Source organism: Streptomyces sp. NPDC016677, assembly GCF_055562815.1.
Genome location: NZ_JBVHEO010000003.1, coordinates 786,485 through 806,784 on the forward strand (window position 1 = coordinate 786,485; position 20,300 = coordinate 806,784).

General features: G+C 72.0%; 17 protein-coding genes and 1 pseudogene. 7 read left to right on the top strand and 11 right to left on the bottom strand.

Annotated features, from left to right (window positions below; all coding sequences use genetic code 11):
- Window positions 1-11: 11 nt before the first annotated feature.
- The 3 genes from ACZ3IG_RS13365 to ACZ3IG_RS13375 are packed head-to-tail and all read right to left on the bottom strand — an operon-like array spanning window position 12 to window position 3,066.
- Complete coding sequence (locus tag ACZ3IG_RS13365) at window positions 12-836, bottom strand: carbohydrate ABC transporter permease (RefSeq protein ID WP_467431594.1); 825 nt, start codon at window positions 834-836, stop codon at window positions 12-14.
- Window positions 833-1,708, bottom strand: a complete 876-nt coding sequence (locus ACZ3IG_RS13370) for a carbohydrate ABC transporter permease (RefSeq protein WP_467431596.1) — start codon at window positions 1,706-1,708, stop codon at window positions 833-835. Before ACZ3IG_RS13370 ends, ACZ3IG_RS13365 begins: the two co-directional genes overlap by 4 nt.
- Window positions 1,705-3,066: an extracellular solute-binding protein gene (locus ACZ3IG_RS13375; protein WP_467431599.1), complete on the bottom strand. Its 1,362-nt coding sequence runs from the start codon at window positions 3,064-3,066 to the stop codon at window positions 1,705-1,707. The genes ACZ3IG_RS13370 and ACZ3IG_RS13375 overlap by 4 nt, the downstream gene beginning before the upstream one ends.
- Window positions 3,067-3,324: 258 nt before the next feature.
- On the opposite strand from ACZ3IG_RS13375, the gene ACZ3IG_RS13380 reads away from it, so the two are divergent.
- Window positions 3,325-3,984 (top strand): maleylpyruvate isomerase family mycothiol-dependent enzyme, encoded by a 660-nt coding sequence (locus ACZ3IG_RS13380; protein WP_467431601.1) that lies wholly within the window; start codon window positions 3,325-3,327, stop codon window positions 3,982-3,984.
- A gap of 22 nt (window positions 3,985-4,006) precedes the next feature.
- Window positions 4,007-5,413 (top strand): CoA transferase, encoded by a 1,407-nt coding sequence (locus tag ACZ3IG_RS13385; protein WP_467431604.1) that lies wholly within the window; start codon window positions 4,007-4,009, stop codon window positions 5,411-5,413.
- Between the two features lie 14 nt (window positions 5,414-5,427).
- On the opposite strand, the gene ACZ3IG_RS13390 is transcribed toward ACZ3IG_RS13385, so the two are convergent.
- A complete protein-coding gene (locus tag ACZ3IG_RS13390) occupies window positions 5,428-5,583 on the bottom strand; it encodes a hypothetical protein (RefSeq protein WP_467431606.1) in 156 nt (51 codons plus the stop codon).
- A 122-nt stretch (window positions 5,584-5,705) separates the two neighbouring features.
- On the opposite strand from ACZ3IG_RS13390, the gene ACZ3IG_RS13395 reads away from it, so the two are divergent.
- On the top strand, window positions 5,706-6,005 hold the full coding sequence (locus ACZ3IG_RS13395) for a hypothetical protein (protein ID WP_467431608.1): 300 nt from the start codon (window positions 5,706-5,708) through the stop codon (window positions 6,003-6,005).
- 9 nt (window positions 6,006-6,014) lie between these two features.
- On the opposite strand, the gene ACZ3IG_RS13400 is transcribed toward ACZ3IG_RS13395, so the two are convergent.
- Both ACZ3IG_RS13400 and ACZ3IG_RS13405 read right to left on the bottom strand, forming a co-directional pair.
- Window positions 6,015-6,689 (bottom strand): response regulator, encoded by a 675-nt coding sequence (locus ACZ3IG_RS13400; protein ID WP_467431611.1) that lies wholly within the window; start codon window positions 6,687-6,689, stop codon window positions 6,015-6,017.
- Window positions 6,686-8,287 (bottom strand): sensor histidine kinase, encoded by a 1,602-nt coding sequence (locus ACZ3IG_RS13405; protein WP_467431613.1) that lies wholly within the window; start codon window positions 8,285-8,287, stop codon window positions 6,686-6,688. Before ACZ3IG_RS13405 ends, ACZ3IG_RS13400 begins: the two co-directional genes overlap by 4 nt.
- 144 nt (window positions 8,288-8,431) lie before the next feature.
- On the opposite strand from ACZ3IG_RS13405, the gene ACZ3IG_RS13410 reads away from it, so the two are divergent.
- The 4 genes from ACZ3IG_RS13410 to ACZ3IG_RS13425 all read left to right on the top strand — a co-directional run bounded on the left by ACZ3IG_RS13410 (window position 8,432) and on the right by ACZ3IG_RS13425 (window position 13,083).
- Complete coding sequence (locus ACZ3IG_RS13410) at window positions 8,432-9,832, top strand: cation:dicarboxylate symporter family transporter (RefSeq protein WP_467431616.1); 1,401 nt, start codon at window positions 8,432-8,434, stop codon at window positions 9,830-9,832.
- Between the two features lie 117 nt (window positions 9,833-9,949).
- Window positions 9,950-10,351 carry a MerR family transcriptional regulator gene (locus ACZ3IG_RS13415; RefSeq protein ID WP_215173376.1) on the top strand — a complete coding sequence of 134 codons (402 nt, stop codon included), beginning with the start codon at window positions 9,950-9,952 and terminating at the stop codon, window positions 10,349-10,351.
- Window positions 10,345-10,674: a thioredoxin gene (gene trxA / locus ACZ3IG_RS13420; RefSeq protein WP_467431620.1), complete on the top strand. Its 330-nt coding sequence runs from the start codon at window positions 10,345-10,347 to the stop codon at window positions 10,672-10,674. The genes ACZ3IG_RS13415 and trxA overlap by 7 nt, the downstream gene beginning before the upstream one ends.
- Before the next feature lie 189 nt (window positions 10,675-10,863).
- Window positions 10,864-13,083 (top strand): HelD family protein, encoded by a 2,220-nt coding sequence (locus tag ACZ3IG_RS13425; RefSeq protein ID WP_467431622.1) that lies wholly within the window; start codon window positions 10,864-10,866, stop codon window positions 13,081-13,083.
- A 22-nt stretch (window positions 13,084-13,105) separates the two neighbouring features.
- Here the strand turns inward: ACZ3IG_RS13425 and ACZ3IG_RS13430 are convergent, their stop codons facing one another.
- The 5 genes and pseudogenes from ACZ3IG_RS13430 to ACZ3IG_RS13450 all read right to left on the bottom strand — a co-directional run.
- On the bottom strand, window positions 13,106-14,119 hold the full coding sequence (locus tag ACZ3IG_RS13430) for an amidinotransferase (RefSeq protein WP_467431624.1): 1,014 nt from the start codon (window positions 14,117-14,119) through the stop codon (window positions 13,106-13,108).
- Between the two features lie 114 nt (window positions 14,120-14,233).
- Complete coding sequence (gene glgB, locus ACZ3IG_RS13435; RefSeq protein WP_467431626.1) at window positions 14,234-16,672, bottom strand: 1,4-alpha-glucan branching enzyme; 2,439 nt, start codon at window positions 16,670-16,672, stop codon at window positions 14,234-14,236.
- Window positions 16,673-16,691: 19 nt separating this feature from the next.
- On the bottom strand, window positions 16,692-18,086 hold the full coding sequence (locus ACZ3IG_RS13440; protein WP_467431629.1) for a maltokinase N-terminal cap-like domain-containing protein: 1,395 nt from the start codon (window positions 18,084-18,086) through the stop codon (window positions 16,692-16,694).
- 102 nt (window positions 18,087-18,188) lie between these two features.
- A complete protein-coding gene (gene treS / locus ACZ3IG_RS13445; protein ID WP_403545073.1) occupies window positions 18,189-19,889 on the bottom strand; it encodes a maltose alpha-D-glucosyltransferase in 1,701 nt (566 codons plus the stop codon).
- A pseudogene (locus ACZ3IG_RS13450) lies at window positions 19,886-20,300 on the bottom strand (alpha-1,4-glucan--maltose-1-phosphate maltosyltransferase); the annotation flags it as partial. The gene treS and the pseudogene ACZ3IG_RS13450, both read right to left, overlap by 4 nt.

Below are 20,300 nucleotides of genomic sequence, written 5' to 3' on the forward strand. Positions count from 1 at the left end.
CCCTGCCCCCGTCACCCCTTGACGGCACCTCCCAGCGCGAAGCCGCCGCCCAGGCGCCGGGAGATCAGCACGTAGAGCAGGATCACCGGCGTCGAGTAGACGATCGAGAACGCGGCGAGCTGCCCGTATGCCACCATGCCGCGGTTGCCGAAGAACTCGTTGATGCTGACCGAGGCCGGCATCTGGTCAGGGGTGAGCAGCAGCATGAAGGGGACGAAGAAGTTCCCCCACATCATGACGAACGAGAACACCGTCACCACCGCCACCCCCGGCCCCATCAGCGGCAGCACGATCCGCAGCAGGGACTGCGCCGACGACGCCCCGTCGGTCCAGGCCGCCTCCTCCAGCTCCCTCGGGACCCCGTCCATGAAGTTCTTCATCAGCCAGACGGCGAAGGGGAGTTGGGAGGCGGCGAAGAAGAAGATCGTGCCCTGGTAGGTGTCGATGAGGTTCACCCGGACGAACAGGGCGTACACCGGCACCATGATCGCCGTGATGGGGAGGGAGGTGGCGAAGAGGATGGTGAGGAGGAAGGGACGGTTGAGGCGGGAGCGGAACCGGGAGAGCGGGTACGCGGCGAGCGCCGCGCACGCCACCGTCAGCGCCGTCGCGCCGCCGCACAGGATCAGGCTGTTGAGCAGCGGGGTGAAGGTGATGTCGGCGGTGAGGATCGCGTCGAAGTGGTCGAGGGTGAGACCGTCGGGGGCCTTCACCCTCAGCCCCGCGTGCGGGTCCAGGGCCGACAGCACCACCCACAGCAGCGGCAGCGCGAACGCGGCGACGGCCACCAGCAGCCCCGCGTCGGCGGCGAGCGCCCGGCTTCTGGAACGGGTCACGCCCCTCGCACCTCCGTCCGCAGCAGCCGCAGGTACACGACCGAGAACAGCGACCCGATCAGCAGCAGGAGCAGGGCGACCGCCGTGCCGTAGCCGATCAGACTGTTCTGGAACGCCTGCTCGTACATGTACAGCGGCAGCGTCTGGCTCCGGCCGCTGGGCCCGCCCCGCGTCATCACCCAGATCAGCCCGAAGACGGAGAGGGTCTGGAGGGTGTTGAGCATGAGGTTGGTGGCGATGGAACGGCGGATCATCGGCAGGGTGACATGCCACAGCCGGCGCCAGCCCCCCGCCCCGTCGACCTCCGCCGCCTCCGTGACCTCCCGGGGGATCTCGTCGAGGGCGGCCGAGTACACGAGCATCGAGAACGCCGTGCCCCGCCACACGTTGGCGAAGGACACCGCCAGGATGGGCAGGGTGAACAGCCAGTTCTGGGCGGGCAGATGGAGCCAGTCCAGTACGGCGTTCAGGGTGCCCTCGCGGCGGAAGAAGGCGTACAGCAGGAACCCCGCGACGACCTCAGGCAGCACCCACGCGGTGACGACGACCCCGCCGGCCAGCGTCCGTACCGGCTTCGACGCGCGCCGCATCAGGGAGGCCAGCGCCAGCCCCAGGGTGTTCTGCCCGATCAGCGACGACACCACCGTGAACACCAGCGTCAGCCATACGGCGTTGAGGAACCCGTCGTCCTGGAAGGCGCGCCGGAAGTTCTCGAACCCGACGAACGACTCCTCGGCCTGGCCGGTCAGTTGCAGGTCGGTGAAGGCGATGACGACGCAGTAGACGATCGGACCGGCGAGGAAGAGCAGCAGCAGGACGGTGGCCGGGGCGACGGGGAGCGCCCGGACCAGGGCCCGGCGCGCTGGGCTCACTTGTCGACCACCTGGTCGTCGGTGGCTTCGCGCAGGGCGCTGTCGTAGTCGCGCACCGCCTCCTCGACCGACCGGTCACCGGTCGTCACGCTCTCCATGGCCTCCTGGACGGCGGTGGAGACCTTCGGGTACGCCGGGTAGGCGGGCCGGTAGTGGGTGTGGGCGACGAGGCCGGTGAAGAACGCGGTGCCGGGCTGGGCGTCCACGTAGGCCGGGTCGGCCGCGACGTCCTCGCGGACCGCGATGCCGGAGTTGGCGACGTACCACTTCCGGGCGTTGTCCTTGGTCTGCATCGTCTCGATGAACTCGAAGGCGAGGTCGGGGTTGCTCGCCTTGGCCGGGATCGACCAGGCCCAGCCGCCCGACATGCTGACCTTGCCGGGCGCCTGCCCGTGCTGGGTCGGCATGGCGGCGAGCCCCAGTTCCTCGGGCCACTCGGGCCACTCGTGCCCGCTCCCCGGCAGCCAGTCCTGCGGCAGCCAGGACCCGTCCAGCGCGATGCCGAGCTTGCCCTCGGGCAGCAGTTCGCCCCGCACACGGGTCATGATGTTGGGGTCGAGGGCGTCGGACACCTCGGGGCCGAGCTTCTCCTCGTACACCGTCTCCACGAAGGAGAGGGCGTCCGCGAACCCCTTCCCCGGCGTGATCCACTTCTTGGACGCCTTGTCGTACAGCGGGTCTCCGCTTCCGTCACCGGTCCCGTACAGCAGCATCTGGAAGCCCTGCATGGTGGCGCCCTCGCCGACCGGCTTGCCCGTGTAGACGTTGAGGGGGATCACGCCGGGCACCTTCTCCTTGATGGTGCGGGCGGCGGTCAGCAGGTCGTCCCAGGTCCGCGGCTGCCAGTCGGCGGGCAGCCCGGCCCTGGCGAAGACGTCCCTGCTGAACCACAGCCCCCGGGTGTCCGTCCCGTCCGGGATGCCGTACGTCTTCCCGTCCTCGCCCCGCGTCGCGGCCTTCGCGGTGTCGATGAACTGGCCCCAGTCCTTCCACTTCGCCAGATACGGATCGAGTGGCTTCAGATACCCGCTGGTGATGTCCGAGTTGATGAGGAAGGTGTCCTCGTAGACCAGGTCCGGCGCGGTCTTCGGGGAGCGCAGCATCTGCTGGACCTTGGTGTAGTACTCCGAGTCCGGTGCTTTCACGGGGACGAGGTCGACCTTCTTGCCGGGGTGCGCCTTCTCGAACTGCTTCTTGACGCCGGCGAGGTAGTCGTCCATCACCTTGACGGAGTTGTCCGTGGACTGCTTGAAGGAGACCTTGAGCGTGTCGGGATCGTCACCGGTCCCGCCCGAGCAGGCGGTGAGGGCGGTGGCGGCGAGGGCGGAGGCGAGGAGCAGGGCAGGGGTGGATCGCACGGGTACGACCTCCTGGTGGCCTACGTCGTTGTGGCCGGGACGGCTGCTCGGTGAACGTAGGAGGAATCGTCAGGCCGGGTCAATGCGTGTGCGGGGGACGAGGAGGTACAGCCTCGTGATCGGATCGCTCACCGGCGATGACTTCGCTCCGGCGCGGGAGTCTTCTCCGGGAGCGCCCCCCCGCCGGGGCACCGCAGACCACGAACCCTGACGATCACTGATGATCTCCGATGATCTCTGACAGGAGCGCACCGCCTCATGACTGATCCGGCACGGACCGCGGACCGCGACCGCGCGACCGGCATATGGCCATCGATCCACGCCGAGCGCGCCGCACTGGCGGCGGATCTCGCGGAGCTGACGGACGAGCAGTGGGAAACGCCGTCGCTCTGCGCCGGGTTGACGGTCCGCCAGGTTCTGGCGCACCTGACGGCGGGCGCGAGCCTCAACACCGTGCGCTGGCTGGCCGGGGTGATCCGCTGCCGGTTCGACTTCGACAAGCAGGTGGCCGTACGGCTGGCCGAGCAGCTCGGCGCGGGCCCGGACGAGACCCTCGCGCGCTTTCGGCGCGTCGTCCCGAGCACCACCAAGCCGCCCTTGCCCGCCATCGCCATGCTGGGCGAGACGATCGTCCACGGCGCGGACATCCGGCGCCCGCTGGGCATCCGCCGTGACGCCCCGGTCGGGGTCGTCACGGAGGTGGCCGAGTACTACGCGGGGACGGACATGGTGGTCGTCGCCAAGGGGCGGATCGGCGGTCTGAGGCTGGTGGCGGACGACGGCCCGTTCGCCACCGGTTCCGGAGCCCTCGTGACCGGTCCCACCCTGGCCCTGGTGATGGCGATGACCGGGCGCGGGGCGTACTGCGACGACCTCCGAGGCGACGGAGTGGAACCGCTCCGGGGTCGCTGCGGGTGACACTCAGTGCCATAGTGGAGGGATGGGTTCTTCCGTCGGCTCTTCCGTCGCCTTGGGTGCGTCGCAGGCTTGGGTGGCACTGGGTGCCGATCCCTCCTTGCTCGACCGGGTGTCCTACGGCGGCCCGTCCGGGGGACTGCCGGCGCGGTTGCCCGTCATGGAGCTGGCGCGGGCCACCGTGGCGGTCTGCTCGCTGGCAGCCGCCGAGCTGACGTCCCCGCGCACGGGGCGGCCCGTGCCGCGAGTCCGGGTGGACGACGAGGCGGTCGCGGCGGCGTTCCTCAGCGACCGGCTGGTGCGGGTCGACGGGCGGGCGTGGTCGGCGTTCGCGCCGCTGTCCCGGTTCTGGCGGGCGGCCGACGGGTGGGTCCGTACGCACGCCAACTACCCCCACCACCGGGCCCGTCTGCTCGCCGCCCTCGGGGTGCCGGGGGACGCGGGCGAGGCGGCGGTGGACGCGGTGGCGCGGGCGGTCGCGGAGCGTACCGCGCTGGAGGTGGAGGAAGCCGTGTACGCGGCGGGCGGCCTGGCCGTCGCGGTACGCGGCCCGGGGGAGTGGGCCAGGACCGAGCAGGGCGCCCTGGTCGCGGAGCGACCGGTGCTGACGACCGCGCGCCTCGACGACGCCCCGCGCCGGGTACTCGCCGAAGCCGCGCTGCCGTGCGCGGGGCTGCGCGTCCTGGACCTGACCCGTGTGCTCGCCGGGCCGGTCGCCACGCGGACGCTGGCGCTGCTCGGCGCGGACGTGCTGCGGATCGACGCCCCGTGGCTGCCGGAGAGCCAGGAGGCCCACAACGACACGGGCATGGGGAAACGGTCGGCCACCCTGGACCTGGCGGACCCCACCGGCCGCCGGGTCTTCGAGGCACTGCTCGACGAGGCCGACGTGGTGGTCACCGGGTACCGCCCGGGTGCGCTGGACCGGTTCGGACTGTCGCCCGAGGCACTCGCGGAGCGCCGGCCGGGTCTCGTGATCGCCCAGCTCTCCGCGTGGGGCCATGACGGCCCGTGGCACGAGCGCCGCGGCTTCGACAGCCTGGTCCAGGCGGCCACCGGCATCGCTCAGCTGGAGGGTTCCCCGGACGCGCCCGGCGCGCTGCCCGCCCAGGCGCTCGACCACGGCACCGGCTACCTGTTGGCGGCCGGGGTGCTGCGCGCCCTCACCGGGCAGCACCGCACGGGCGGCAGCCGCCTGGTCCGGCTGGCCCTGGCGCGGACCGCGCACTGGCTGCTCCACGACTTGGCCTCCGCACCGGGCGAGGGCGAGGGGGACGGCTTCGACGCCGGGCGCCGGCTGGCCGAGACGGACAGCCCCATGGGCCGCCTGCGGCACGCGCTGCCGCCGGTGGCGTACGAGGGGGGTCCGGTGAACTGGGCGCGGCCGGCGGGGGTGTGGGGGGCGGATGTGCCGGTCTGGGGCGGGGCCTGACCCCGACCTGGCGGTCACAGCAGGTGGTGGCCGGCGGCCCCGGCCTTGATGCCGAGGACGAGGGCGCGGAGGGCTTCGCGGGTGTCGGTGAGTGGGTGGTCCCTCTGGTCGGCTACGGCGATGTACGCGTTGTCGTCGGTGTCGGTGACTGCCCGGGAGCAGTCGGTCACAGTGGCGGTATGCGGACCGTGAAGCCGCTGGACCTTTGCGATGGCTGTTCGGTGTTGGGTGCGGTCCGGTTCGCGGGGTGGGACGGGGTCTGGGTGAGGGCTGAGGGGTCGGCTGAGCCGCCATGACGGACGCTGCGGTCCTGGTCGTCTCCGAACTGGTCGCTGGTACTGGACGGTTGACGCCCGGCAGCGCGGTGTACGGGTCCCTGCGGTACCAGCGCGGCGAGTTGAGCGTCGTCCTTCACGACGGACACGCCCGGCACGCGCACCCCCGGCTTGCCGCGGCCTGCGATGCTCGGAGGCGAGCCGCGTCGCGGATGCTGGGGCGGGCAGTGCGGGCGTACGGCGGTGACTGGGGATTCGGCGAGGCCCGGGAGCCCGGCGGCGGGACGCGGATGTGGGCGGTACTGCCGGGGGCGTGAAGCCGGCGGTCAGCGCCCCCGCACCCACCGGTACTGCAACTCCGGCCGCCCCACCGCCCCGTACTGCGGGCGTCGGGCCGCGCGGCCGGTGTCGACGAGGTGTTCCAGGTAGCGGCGGGCGGTGATGCGGGAGATGCCGACCGCCTCCCCGACCCCGGCCGCCGTCAGGCCCTCCGAGCCGCGCAGTGCCTCCGTGACCCGCTCCAGGGTCGGTGCGCTCAAGCCCTTCGGCAGCGCCGCCGGCCCCGGTGGGCGCAGCGTGGCCAGCGCGCGGTCGACCTCGTCCTGGCCGCTCGCCTCCCCGGCGGCACCCCGGAACTCGGCGTACCGGACGAGACGGTCGCGCAGGGTCGCGAAGGTGAACGGCTTCAGGACGTACTGGACGACGCCCAGGGAGACGCCCTCGCGGACCACCGTCAGGTCGCGCGCCGACGTCACCGCGATCACGTCGGCGCGGTGGCCGGCGGCGCGCAGGGTGCGGGCCAGTTGCAGTCCGTGCACGTCGGGCAGGTGCAGGTCGAGGAGGATCAGGTCGACCGCGGTGCGGTCCAGCACGCGGCGGGCCTCCGCGCCGGAGTGCGCCTTGCCCACGGCGGTGAAGCCCGGCACCCGGCCGACGTACATCACGTGCGCGTCGGCGGCGACCGGGTCGTCCTCGACCACCAGGACGCGGATGGCCGTCATGCCCGTACCGCCGTCAGAGGCAGTTCCGCCTCGAAGGACGCCCCGCCGCCCGCCGCCTCCGTCACCGACAGGGTGCCGCCGTGGCGGTGGACCGCCTGGCGGACCAGGGCGAGGCCCAGGCCCCGTCCGCCGGGGCCGGCCGGCTTGGTGGAGAAGCCGCGCTGGAAGACCAGGTCGGCGTGGTCGGGGTCGACCCCGGGGCCGGTGTCGGAGACCCGGAGCACCAGGCGTTCGCGGTCCGTGTACGCCGTCACCGTCACCCGGGGCCGGACCCCGCCCTGCGCCGCGTCCACCGCGTTGTCGATCAGGTTGCCCAGGATGGTGACCAGGTCGCGGGCGGGGAGGGACGGGGGGAGGAGGCCGTCGTCCAGGCGGGAGTCGGGGGAGACGACCAGTTCCACGCCCCGCTCGTTGGCCTGGGCCGTCTTGCCGAGGAGCAGCGCGGCCAGGACCGGTTCGCCGACCGCCGCCACCACCTGGTCGGTGAGCGCCTGGGCCAGTTCCAGTTCCGCCGTGGCGAACTCCACCGCCTCCTGCGCGCGGCCCAGCTCGATCAGCGACACGACCGTGTGGAGGCGGTTCGCGGCCTCGTGGGCCTGGGAGCGCAGAGCCTGGGAGAAGCCGCGCTCCGAGTTCAGCTCGCCCATCAGGGACTGGAGCTGGGTGACGTCGCGCAGGGTGACGACCGTGCCGCGGCGTTCACCGCCGGAGACCGGGGAGGTGTTCACCACCAGGACGCGGTCCGTGGTGAGGTGCACCTCGTCCGTCCGCCGCTCCGAGGCGAGCAGCGCGCCCGTCAGCGGGGCCGGGAGGCCGAGGTCCGCCACCCCCGTGCCGACCACCTCGCCGTCGACCCCCAGCAGCTCCCGGCCGCCGTCGTTGATCAGCGCCACCCGGTGCTGCCCGTCCAGCATCAGCAGGCCCTCGCGCACCGCGTGCAGGGCCGCCTGGTGGTAGTCGTGCATCCGGCTCAGCTCGGCCGCGTTCATGCCGTGGGTGTGCCGACGCAGCCGCGCGTTGATGACGTACGTGCCGACCGCGCCGAGGGCCAGCGCCCCGGCCGCCGCCGTGAGCAGGGCCGTCAGCTGTTCCCGGGCCAGCTTGCTGATCTCGTCGACCTTGATGCCGGCGCTGACCAGGCCGACGACGCGCCCGCCGTCCCGTACCGGCGTCACCGCGCGGACCGAGGGGCCGAGCGTGCCGGTGTAGGTCTCGGTGAACGTGCGGCCGGCCAGGGCGGGCTCGATGTGGCCCCGGAAGGCGCGGCCGATCTGCTCGGGGTCGGGGTGGGTCCAGCGGATGCCCTCGGGGCTCATGATCGTGACGAAGTCGACCTCGGTGTCCGCCATGACCCGTACCGCGTACGGCTGCAACCGCGCCGACGGGTCGGACGTCCGGATCGCCTCCCGTACGGACGGGGAGCCGGCTATCGACAGGGCCACGGCCCGCGCCTCGCGTCCGGCGGCGGACTCGGCCTGCCCCCGGTCGTTGACGTAGGTGAACACCGCGTATCCGGCCACCAGCACCGCGATCAGCACGGCCTGCACGGCGAAGAGCTGTGCGGCCAGGCTGCGGGGGCGGGGGACACGGAGGCGCATGCCGACAGTCTCCCTCTTGGCTGATTGTGAACTAAATGAACACAAGGGTGACCGCGCTCACAGGGCACGAGATAGTCACCGGGTTCCCCCACCCCGGACGTGAGCCGCACGCCGGTGACACCGACGTCGCCAAGGAGGGCCGCCGTGACCAGCGCAACCGATACGGCACCAGCCGCACCCCCCGCCAAGCGGGACCGCACGCACTATCTCTACATCGCGGTGATCGTCGCGGTCGCCCTCGGTATCGCCGTCGGTCTGATCGCGCCGGACTTCGCGGTCGAGCTGAAGCCGATCGGGACCGGCTTCGTCAACCTGATCAAGATGATGATCTCGCCGATCATCTTCTGCACGATCGTGCTCGGCATCGGTTCGGTGCGCAAGGCGGCGAAGGTCGGCGCGGTGGGCGGTATCGCCCTCGCCTACTTCATGGTCATGTCGCTGGTCGCCCTGGCGATCGGCCTGATCGTCGGCAACATCCTGGACCCGGGCACCGGCCTCGCGGTCACCGACGCCGTCAAGGAGACCGGTCACGCGCAGGTCGACGCGGAGGCCAAGGGCACCACCGAGTTCCTGCTCGGCATCATCCCGACCACGATCGTCTCGGCGTTCACCGAGGGCGAGGTCCTCCAGACCCTGCTGATCGCCCTGCTCTGCGGCTTCGCGCTCCAGGCGATGGGCAACGCCGGCCGGCCCGTGCTGCGCGGCATCGAGCACATCCAGCGCCTGGTCTTCCGCGTCCTCGCCATGATCATGTGGGCCGCCCCGGTCGGCGCGTTCGGCGCGATGGCCGCCGTGACCGGTTCGGCGGGCATCGATGCCCTGAAGAGCCTGGCCGTGCTGATGCTCGGCTTCTACGTCACCTGCGTCCTGTTCGTCATCGTCGTCCTCGGCGCCCTGCTGAAGATCTGCACCGGTGTCAACGCGCTCTCGCTCTTCAAGTACCTGGGCCGGGAGTTCCTGCTGATCCTGTCGACGTCCTCCTCGGAGTCGGCGCTGCCCCGCCTCATCGCCAAGATGGAGCACCTGGGCGTCAGCAAGCCGGTGGTCGGCATCACCGTCCCGACCGGCTACTCCTTCAACCTCGACGGCACCATGATCTACATGACCATGGCCTCGCTGTTCATCGCCGACGCGATGGGTACGCCGATGTCCATCGGTGAGCAGATCCCGCTGCTGCTGTTCCTGTTCGTCGCCTCCAAGGGCGCCGCCGGTGTCACCGGCGCGGGCCTGGCGACGCTGGCCGGCGGTCTCCAGTCGCACAAGCCCGCCCTGGTCGACGGCATCGGCCTGATCGTCGGCATCGACCGCTTCATGAGCGAGGCCCGCGCCCTGACCAACTTCGCGGGCAACGCCGTCGCCACCGTCCTGATCGGCACCTGGACCAAGGAGATCGACAAGGAGCGGGTCGCTGAGGTGCTGGCCGGACGGGTCCCGTTCGACGAGCGGACACTCCTCGACGACGGCGCCGACGGTCACGGCGGCCACGACGACGACTCGGCCGACCTGCCCGAGCAGGGCCACGAGAAGGAACTGGCCAAGGCCTGATCCCTTCCCCCCAGAACCCCGGGCGGCTGGGACTCCCCCCGTTGCTCAGCCGCCCGGACCTCTCCTCCTTCCCCTCCCCTTGCCTTGACGTCCGCGTCAAGGCTTACGTTCGTCCGTATGCGAATCGGCGAGCTGGCCGCACGCGCCGGGACCACGACGCGCACCCTGCGGTACTACGAGTCCCGCGGGCTGCTGCCCGCGCGGCGCGACGAGCACGGGCACCGGACCTACGACGAGCGCGATGTGAAGCTGCTGGAGCAGATCAGGACGCTGCGGGACTTCGGGTTCGACCTGGAGGAGACCCGGCCCTTCGTGGAGTGTCTGCGGGCCGGTCACCCCGAGGGCGACTCCTGCCCGGCGTCGCTCGCGGTGTACCGGCGCAAGCTGGCGGAGCTGGACGCGCTGATCGGCGAGCTGCGCGGGGTGCGGTCCACGGTGGCGGCGCAGCTGGCGCGGGCCGAGGCGGCGGCTGCGGAGGGACCGGAGCCGCGCTGCGAACTGGGAGGACACGCATGGTGATCAAGGGTGTGGCCGAGGTGTCGGACGCCGACTTCGCGGCGGAGGTGATCGAGGCGGAGCTGCCGGTGCTGGTGGAGTTCACCGCCGACTGGTGCCCGCCGTGCCGGCAGATGGGTCCGGTGCTCGCCGCCGTGGCCGAGGAGGAGGCCGGACGGCTCCGGGTGGTCCAGCTGAACGTGGACAAGAATCCCGACACGACCAACGCCTACAAGGTGCTGTCCATGCCGACCTTTATGGTCTTCCGGAACGGCGAGCCGGTGCGGTCCATGGTGGGCGCCCGGCCCAAGCGCAAGCTTCTGGAAGAGCTGTCGGAAGTACTCTGACCAGGCGGTCAGGGCCGGCCGGAACACAACAAATCCCCCGAGCAATTGCGCTCGGGGGATTTTCTTGCGTACATTAGGTGGTTCGCGACTTTATACAGACATGAGTCGCAAAGAAGTTCATGCGCGCAGTATATCCGGGTGGGAGCAGAATTGTCAAACACGTCGAACTCTGGATTTCCGGACGATGCATTGCGGCACGAGCAGGAATTCATCGACGGCCTGTACGCGCGTGTGGACGCGCTGCGCGGCGAGACCGCGTCCTCGGTCACCGACGCGCTCGCGCAGGGCGACACCCCCATGCAGGCCCGGCTGGAGAGGGACATCCTGGTCGCGGAGCGCTCCGGGCTGCTCGCCGCGCTGAACGCGGTGGACGGCTCGCTCTGCTTCGGCCGGATCGACCTCACCTCCGGGGAGGACCACCACATCGGCCGGATCGGGCTGCGCGCCGACGACGCCGAACGCACCCCGGTCCTGATCGACTGGCGGGCCGATGTCGCCCGCCCCTTCTACCTGGCCACCGGCCACACCCCGATGGGCCTGCGCCGCCGCCGGCACATCACCAGCGAGGGCCGCACGGTCACCGCCCTGCACGACGAGATCCTCGACCTCGGCGACGCCACCCGCACCGGGTACGAGGACCCGTCCGGCGACGCCGTGCTGCTGGCCGCGCTGAACTCGGCGCGCACCGGCCGCATGGGCGACATCGTGCAGACCATCCAGGCCGACCAGGACCGCGTCATCCGCGCCCCGCACCGCGGCGTCCTGGTCGTCGAGGGCGGCCCCGGCACCGGCAAGACCGCCGTCGCCCTGCACCGGGCGGCGTACCTGCTCTACGAGCACCGGGAACTGCTGGCCAAGCGCGCCGTCCTCATCGTCGGCCCCAACCCGGCCTTCCTCGGCTACATCGGCGAGGTGCTGCCCTCCCTCGGCGAGACCGGTGTCCTGCTGGCCACCGTCGGTGAGCTGTTCCCCGGCGTGAAGGCGACCGCGACGGACACCGCCGAGGCGGCGGCCGTGAAGGGCCGGGCCTCGATGGCCGGCGTACTCGCCGAGGTGGTCCGCGCCCGGCAGGCGCTGCCCGACCCGGTGATCGCCATCGAGCACGAGCGCGAGATCCTGATGCTCGACGACGACCTGGTCAGGGTGGCCCGGGAGCGCACCCGTGCCGCGAAGCTGGCGCACAACGCGGCCCGCGAGCACTTCGAGGGCCACATCCTCAACACGCTCACCGACCTGTACGCCGAGCGCATCGGCACCGACCCCTACGACGGCAGCAGCCTCCTGGACGCCGCCGACATCACCCAGATCCGCGACGAACTCGCCGAGAACCCGGACGTCTGGTCCGCCATCGACCGGCTCTGGCCCCGGATCACCCCGCAGCGGCTGGTGGCCGACTTCCTCGCCGCGCCGGAGGAGTTCCTGCCCGCCGAGGACGCCGCCGCCGTACGCCGCCCGGTGACCCGGCGCTGGACGGAGGCCGACGTACCGCTCCTCGACGAGGCCGCCGAGCTGCTCGGCGAGGACGACCGGTTGGCCCGCGACCGGGCCGCCCGCGAGCGGGAGGAGCAGGTGGCGTACGCGCAGGGGGTCCTGGACGTCTCCTACGCCTCCCGGACGTACGAGTTCGAGGACAAGGAGGAGGAGGACTCCGAGGTCCTGTCCGCGCACGACATCATCGACGCCGAGCGGTTCGCCGAACGCCAGGAGGAGGACGACCACCGCAGCGCCGCGGAGCGCGCCGCCGCCGACCGGACCTGGGCCTTCGGCCACATCATCGTCGACGAGGCGCAGGAGCTGTCGCCCATGGCCTGGCGGCTGCTGATGCGCCGCAGCCCGACCCGTTCGATGACGCTGGTCGGCGACCCGGCGCAGACCGCGGAGGCGGCCGGGGTCGGCTCCTGGTCGGAGATCCTCGCCCCCTACGTCGAGGACCGCTGGGAGCACACCCGCCTCGGCGTCAACTACCGCACCCCCGCCGAGATCATGGACGTCGCGGCGGCCGTGGTCCGCGCCGAGGACCCGGCCTTCGAGCCGCCCAGCTCGGTACGGTCCACCGGCGTACGCCCCTTCGTCCGCGCCGTCGACGACCTGCCGGCGGCGGTGGCCGACGCGGTCGCCGAACTCACCCCCGACGAGGGCCGCCTCGCCGTCATCGCCCCGCGCGACCTGCACGAGGCCCTCGCCGCCCGGCTGGACGGCGTCACGGCGGGCACCGGCCCCGACCTGACCCGCGCGGTCGTCCTGCTCGACCCCCGCCAGTCCAAGGGCCTGGAGTTCGACTCCGTCCTGGTCGTCGAACCGGGCCGGTACGGGACGAGCGACCTGTACGTCGCCCTGACCCGGGCGACACAGCGGCTCGGGGTGCTGCACACGGGGCCGTTGCCGAAGGGGCTGCTGGACGTGGTCTAGGACCCGACGTCACCTTCCCGGCTCACTCGCGCACCAGCGGATGGTGCGCGCAGCGGAAGCCGCCGGCGAACGGGGTCACGGCGTCGAAGGGCAGGGTGTGCACGGTGACGTCGCGCGCGGTCAGCGCCTCGGCGAGGTCGGTCAGCCGCGTGTCGACGACGACCTCGCCGGGGCCGAGGACGAGGCTGTTGCCGGCCAGCAGGTTCACGGCGTCGGACAGGGAGACGTCGATCAGCTCCCAGTCCGCGACCGGGTGCGGTACGCCCTCGGGGTACTGCTCCCGGCAGACCACCGCCAGGCCCTCGCGGACGGCGGTGAGACCGTCGTCGAGGTGGATCACCCGTTCGCTCAGCGGTACCGCCCGGACCCGGTAGCCGTCCCCGAGCAGTTCCGCCAGCCACCGCGCGCCCGCCCGGTCGGACGCCGTGCCGCCCAGGCCGCAGCCGACGAGGACGTCCCGGCCCAGCACGAGGACGTCGCCGCCCTCCAGGAACGGCCCGGTCGCCGTCGGCACCTCGGTCGTGCGGTACGGCGGGGGCGGCGGCATCACCGAGTACCGCGCCCCGCGGGCCACCGCCTCGGCGAAGACGGGACGCAGCCCGAAGCGTTCCTTGAAGCGGGCCGGCAGCCGCAGCGCGGACTCGACGACGTGGTCACCGACCACGATCATCGGGTCGCGGACGAACGTCTGCATGCTGAACCGGTCGCCCTCGCCGCCGTACGCGCCCAGCTCGGGTTCGGTCAGCTCCCGCGGGCGGTGGACGGCCACCCCGCGCCCGGTCAGGAACCGGGCCAGGCCGTCGACCTGCTCGACGGCCCGCCCGTGGCCGTCCGGGTCCGCCTCCGACCACAGCCGTCCCGCCCAGCGCGGCAGGTCACGCCGGGTGCTCTCGGGCACGAAGTCCAGTACGCCGGGCAGTCCCGAGCGGATCCGCTCCGGGACCCGGAAGTCGATGACGCGGCCGACGACCGCCTCCTTGAGGACGCCCCACTCATGGGTGACGTTGACGCGGTCCAGTGCTGGCGGTGTCGTCATGGCCGGAATGCACCTCGCCGGTCTCGGAGGCAGTGGTCCTCGTGCTGTCCCGCACCCTCCCCGTCACCATGGTCCCGCGGGGACCGCGCGAGCGCCCGTCGGCGGACCCGCGGGTCAGGCCGGCCGCAGCCACACCGTCGCCAGGGGCGGCAGGGTCAGCCGGACGCTCGCCGGACGGCCGTGCCGGCCCTGCGGCTCCGGCTTGACCGGACCGGGCTGGGCCACGCCGGAGCCGCCGTACCGCGCGGCGTCCGTGTTGAGGACCTCCGTCCAGGCGGGCACGTCGTCGGGGACGCCCAGGCGGTAGTCGGGGCGGACGACGGGGGAGAAGTTCGAGACCGACAGCAGCGGGGTGCCGTCGGTGTCCCGGCGCAGGAAGGCGAAGACGTTGTCCTCGGCGGCGTCGCCGACCACCCACTCGAAGCCGCCCGGGTCGGTGTCGCGCCGCCACAGCGCCGGGGCGTCCCGGTAGCCGGCGTTCAGGTCGCGGACCAGGTCCAGGACGCCCCGGTGGTCGGGCTGCGCCCCGTATCCCGGGTCGAGCAGCCACCAGTCGGGACCGGACGCCTCGGACCACTCGGCGCCCTGCGCGAACTCCTGGCCCATGAAGAGGAGCTGCTTGCCGGGGTGGGCCCACATGAAACCGAGGTACGCCCGGTGGTTGGCGCGCTGCTGCCACCAGTCGCCCGGCATCTTCGACACCAGCGACCGCTTGCCGTGCACCACCTCGTCGTGCGAGATGGGCAGCACGTAGTTCTCGCTGTAGGCGTACACCATCGAGAACGTCATCTCGTGGTGGTGGTACTTCCGGTGGATCGGGTCGTGGCTCATGTACTGGAGCGAGTCGTGCATCCAGCCCATGTTCCACTTCAGCCCGAAGCCGAGGCCGCCGAAGCCGCTGGGCCCCTTGTGGTGGGTGGCGCGGGTGACGCCGTCCCAGGCCGTCGACTCCTCCGCGATCGTCACGACGCCGGGGCAGCGCCGGTAGACGGTGGCGTTCATCTCCTGGAGGAAGGCCACCGCGTCCAGGTTCTCCCGGCCGCCGTGCTCGTTCGGCGTCCACTGCCCCGGCTCGCGCGAGTAGTCCAGGTAGAGCATCGAGGCGACGGCGTCCACCCGCAGGCCGTCGATGTGGAACTCCTCGCACCAGTACACGGCGTTGGCGACGAGGAAGTTGCGCACCTCGCGTCGCCCGTAGTCGAACTCCAGCGTCCCCCAGTCGGGGTGCGCGGCCCGCAGCGGGTCCGCGTGCTCGTACAGCGGGCGGCCGTCGAACTCGGCCAGCGCCCAGTCGTCGCGCGGGAAGTGGGCCGGCACCCAGTCCATCAGGACGCCGATCCCGGCCTGGTGCAGCCGGTCGACCAGGTACTTGAAGTCGTCGGGGCCGCCGAGCCGGGCCGTGGGCGCGTAGAAGCCGGTGACCTGGTAGCCCCAGGAGCCGCCGAAGGGGTGCTCGGCGACCGGCATCAGCTCGACGTGGGTGAAGCCCAGGTCCTTGACGTACGCGGGGAGTTCCTCGGCCAGTTCGCGGTAGGTCCGGCCGGGCCGCCAGGACGGCAGGTGCACCTCGTACACCGAGAACGGCGCCTCGTGCGCGGGCGTGGCCGTACGGCGGGCCAGCCACTGCGCGTCGCCCCACTCGTGGTGCGAGGCGGTCACGACCGACGACGTCTCGGGCGGCACCTGGGTGCGGCGGGCCAGCGGATCGGCGCGCAGGGTGCGGGAGCCGTCGGGCCGGGTGATCTCGAACTTGTACAGCTCGCCCTCGCCGACCCCTGGCAGGAACAGCTCCCACACCCCCGACGAGCCCAGCGACCGCATGGGGTGGCCGGTGCCGTCCCAGAAGGTGAAGCCGCCGGCCACCCGGACGCCCCGCGCGTTCGGCGCCCACACCGCGAACCGGGTGCCGGTCACGCCCTGCCAGGTCATCGGGTGCGCGCCGAGCGCCTGCCACAGCTGCTCGTGCCGGCCCTCGCCGATCAGGTGGAGGTCCAGATCGCCCAGCGTGGGCAGGAAGCGGTACGCGTCCTCGGTCTCGTGCACGGCGTCCTCGTACGTGACGAGCAGCCGGTACTCCGGGACCTCCGGCAGCGGCAGCAGCCCGGAGAAGAAGCCGTCCCCGTCGTCGCGCAGCTCGGCCCGTGCCTCCCCGGCGACCACGGTCACCGCCAGCGCGTACGGCCGGAAGACGCGGACCGCGGTCGCGCCGCCGGGCAGCGGGTGGGCGCCCAGTACGGCGTGCGGGTCGTGGTGCGTACCGGCGAGCAGCCGCTCGCGGTCGGCGGCGGACAGGGCGGGGGAGACGGCCGGGACAGGGGCGGCGGGGGGCGCGGGGGTCTCCGTCCTCCGCTGCGCGGGCACCTGCTTCTTGCGGGCCGGAGCCGTCGGCGTCTTCTTCGCGGCTGCCTTTTCGGCTGTCTTCTTGGCGGTCGCCGCCTTCTTCGCGGTCGTCGTCTTCTTCGCGGCCGTCGCCTTCTTGGCCGCCGCCTTCTTCGCCTTCTTGGCCGCGCTCTGTTCCTCGGCTGCTTTCTTGGGGTCCGGGCGGGGGGTCACGGGGAGAGCCTCCTAGAGGTCAGGCCGGTTCGGACGCGGCCAGGCGGCGGGCCGCGGACAGCGGGACCGGCAGCCAGTCGGGGCGGTGCCGGGCCTCGTACACCACCTCATAGACCGCCTTGTCCGTCTCGCAGGCGCGCAGCAGCACCGGATCGGTACGCGGATCGACCCCGCTGACCTGCGCGTATCCGGTGCAGTACGCGGCCCGGCAGGTCGCGGCCCAGCCCGGTGGCGGGGCGTCGGCCGCGTGCGCGGCGTAGTCGAAGGAGCGGAGCATGCCCGCGATGTCCCGGGCCGGCGGCTGCGGCAGCCGGCGTTCGGCGAGCGGTTTGGCCGGCTCGCCCTCGAAGTCGATCAGCGACCACTGCCCGGACGGGGAGCGCAGGCACTGCCCGAGGTGCAGGTCGCCGTGGACCCGCTGGGCGGTCCAGGTACGGCCCTCCGCGGCCAGCGAGGCCAGCGCGGTGTACGCCGAACGCAGCCCCGGCGCGTACGGCAGCAGCGCCGGCACCGCGCGCACGGCGTGGTCCAGCCGCTCGGTCATCCCGGCGGCCATCCGCTCCAGGTGCCCGCGGCCCAGGGTGACGGTGGGCAGGGCCGCGGCCAGCGCCAGGTGCACCTCGGCGGTGGCCCGGCCCAGCTCCCGCGCCTCGGCGGCGAAGTCCTCGCCCTTGGCCAGCTCCCGCAGGGCCAGCTCCCAGCCGTCGGCCGCGCCCTGGAGGTAGGGCTGCAGCACGCCCAGGACCCAGGTCCCGCCGGCCAGGTCGGCCACCATCCACGCCGTCGGGGCCGGCACCCGGGGGCAGCCGGCGCGGGCCAGCGCCAGCGGCAGCTCCAGGTCGGGGTGGACGCCCGGCACGATCCGGCGCAACAGCTTGAGGATGAACGTATCTCCGTAGACGACCGAGGAGTTGGACTGCTCGGCGCTCATCAGGCGGGGCGCGAGGCCGGCGCGGATCTCCTGCTCCGGGTCCCGTTCGAAGCGCAGCCCGCCGACGCGGGCCCGGCTGCGCAGGGCCTCCAGCACCACCTCGGCGGGCCGGGTGTCGTACAGGGCGTCGTAGACGGTGCGTCCGGTCAGCGGTCCCTGGCGCACATGCCCGATCAGCGCGGGCGCCAGCCGGGGCGGCAGCGCCTCGCGCACCCCTATGAGGAGCTGGTAGCAGTCGCCCGGGTGCTCGGGCGCGGCCGGGGCGGGCACGTCCGGCTGGTGGGCCCGCAGCAGGACGTGGACCAGGCCCAGCCGGGCGGTGGCGGGCAGCAGTTCGGTGACGGCGACGAGCGAGAACCCGGTGACCGGACGGCCCTTGCCCGCGAACCAGCGCTGCCGGGGCAGCCACTCCCGCAGGAGCGGGTCCAGGGAGGCGAGGAGGGCGGGGGTGCTGGCGACGGTACGGGTCTCGGCATCCGGCATGGCGGCGCGTCCCTTCCCCGGGCTCGGGGGTCGTCGGGGTCGTCGGGCGGTTACTTCTGCGTGCCCCGGGCGGGACGGCGGAAACCGCCCCGCCCGGCCGTTCTAGGCGGCGTCCGCGCGCAGGCGGAACCAGTAGAAGCCGTGGCTTCCGAGGGTCAGCAGGTACGGCAGCTCACCGATGGCCGGGAAGCGCACCCCGCCGAACAGCTCCACCGGGTGGCGTCCGTGGAAGGCGCTGAGGTCCAGCTCGGTGGGCTGCGCGAACCGGGAGAAGTTGTGCACGCACAGCACCAGGTCGTCCTCGTACTCGCGCAGGAACGCCAGTACCGCCGGGTTGGTGGAGGGCAGTTCGGTGAAGGAGCCGAGGCCGAAGGCCGGGTTCTGCTTGCGGATCTCGATCATCCGCCGGGTCCAGTGCAGCAGTGAGGACGGGGAGGACATGGACGCCTCGACGTTGGTCACCTGGTAGCCGTAGACCGGGTCCATGATCGTGGGGAGGAAGAGCCGTCCCGGGTCGGAGGACGAGAACCCGGCGTTGCGGTCCGGGGTCCACTGCATCGGGGTGCGGACGGCGTCCCGGTCGCCGAGCCAGATGTTGTCGCCCATGCCGATCTCGTCGCCGTAGTAGAGGATCGGCGAGCCGGGGAGGGAGAGCAGCAGGGCGGTGAACAGCTCGATCTGGTTGCGGTCGTTGTCGAGGAGCGGGGCGAGCCGGCGGCGGATGCCGATGTTGGCGCGCATGCGGGGGTCCTTGGCGTACTCCGCCCACATGTAGTCGCGTTCCTCGTCGGTGACCATCTCCAGCGTCAGCTCGTCGTGGTTGCGCAGGAAGATGCCCCACTGGCAACGGGAGGGGATGGCCGGGGTCTTGGCGAGGATCTCGGAGACGGGGTACCGGGACTCCCGCCGTACGGCCATGAAGATGCGCGGCATGACCGGGAAGTGGAACGCCATGTGGCACTCGTCGCCGCCGCTCGGGTAGTCGCCGAAGTAGTCGACGACGTCCTCGGGCCACTGGTTGGCCTCGGCCAGCAGCACCGTGTCCGGGTACTGGGCGTCGATCTCCTTGCGGACCCGCTTGAGGAAGGCGTGGGTCGCCGGGAGGTTCTCGCAGTTGGTGCCCTCCTCCTGGTAGAGGTACGGCACCGCGTCCAGCCGGAACCCGTCGATGCCGAGGTCCAGCCAGAACTTCAGGGCGGAGATCATCTCCTCCTGCACCGACGGGTTCTCGTAGTTGAGGTCCGGCTGGTGGGAGAAGAAGCGGTGCCAGTAGTACTGCTTGCGGACCGGGTCGTACGTCCAGTTGGACGCCTCGGTGTCGACGAAGATGATCCGCGCGTCCTGGAACTGCTTGTCGTCGTCGGCCCAGACGTAGTAGTCGCCGTAGGGGCCGTCGGGGTCCTTGCGGGACTCCTGGAACCACGGGTGCTGGTCGCTGGTGTGGTTCATGACGAAGTCGATGATGACCCGCATGCCGCGCTGGTGGGCGGCGTCGACGAACTCCACGAAGTCCGCCAGGTCGCCGAACTCGGGCAGTACGGCGGTGTAGTCGGAGACGTCGTAACCGCCGTCCCTGAGCGGTGACTTGAAGAACGGCGGGAGCCAGAGGCAGTCCACGCCGAGCCACTGGAGGTAGTCGAGTTTGGCGGTCAGGCCCTTGAGGTCGCCGACGCCGTCGCCGTTGCTGTCCTGGAAGGAGCGGACGAGCACCTCGTAGAAGACGGCTCGTTTGAACCAGTCCGGGTCGCGGTCCTTGGCCGGGGTGTCCTCGAAGGTGTCCGGTACGGGCTCATTGACGATCATGGTGTGGGTGACCCTCCGATCTGCGGGGTGGACGGTCGCAGAACCGCGAAGACGTGCGCGGGCCGACGGCCCGGTTCCAGGCGCACGTAGTTGGCCCTGCCCCAGTGATAGGTCTCACCGGTGAGCTCGTCACGCACCGGCACCGACTCGTGCCGGTCCAGGCCGAGTTGTGGCATGTCCAACGAGACCGTGGCCTCCTGGGTGTGGTGGGGGTCGAGGTTGACGACCACCAGTACGGTGTTCGAACCCCGCCGCTTCGAGTAGGCGATCACCGCCTCCTTGTCGGTGTGGTGGAAGTGGAGATCACGCAGTTGGCGCAGGGCGGGGTGGGTGCGCCGGATGGTGTTGAGGCGGGTGATGAGGGGGGCGATGGTGCGGCCCTCGCGGGCGGCGGCCTCCCAGTCGCGGGGT

Excerpts from the sequence above, each read along its gene's own strand:
- ACZ3IG_RS13380 (WP_467431601.1), top strand. The coding sequence starts at position 3,325 with ATGACTGATCCGGCACGGACCGCGGACCGCGACCGCGCGACCGGCATA.
- ACZ3IG_RS13385 (WP_467431604.1), top strand. The coding sequence starts at position 4,007 with ATGGGTTCTTCCGTCGGCTCTTCCGTCGCCTTGGGTGCGTCGCAGGCT.
- ACZ3IG_RS13395 (WP_467431608.1), top strand. The coding sequence starts at position 5,706 with ATGACGGACGCTGCGGTCCTGGTCGTCTCCGAACTGGTCGCTGGTACT.
- ACZ3IG_RS13400 (WP_467431611.1), bottom strand. The coding sequence starts at position 6,689 with ATGACGGCCATCCGCGTCCTGGTGGTCGAGGACGACCCGGTCGCCGCC.
- ACZ3IG_RS13405 (WP_467431613.1), bottom strand. The coding sequence starts at position 8,287 with ATGCGCCTCCGTGTCCCCCGCCCCCGCAGCCTGGCCGCACAGCTCTTC.
- ACZ3IG_RS13415 (WP_215173376.1), top strand. The coding sequence starts at position 9,950 with ATGCGAATCGGCGAGCTGGCCGCACGCGCCGGGACCACGACGCGCACC.
- trxA (WP_467431620.1), top strand. The coding sequence starts at position 10,345 with ATGGTGATCAAGGGTGTGGCCGAGGTGTCGGACGCCGACTTCGCGGCG.
- ACZ3IG_RS13430 (WP_467431624.1), bottom strand. The coding sequence starts at position 14,119 with ATGACGACACCGCCAGCACTGGACCGCGTCAACGTCACCCATGAGTGG.
- ACZ3IG_RS13440 (WP_467431629.1), bottom strand. The coding sequence starts at position 18,086 with ATGCCGGATGCCGAGACCCGTACCGTCGCCAGCACCCCCGCCCTCCTC.
- treS (WP_403545073.1), bottom strand. The coding sequence starts at position 19,889 with ATGATCGTCAATGAGCCCGTACCGGACACCTTCGAGGACACCCCGGCC.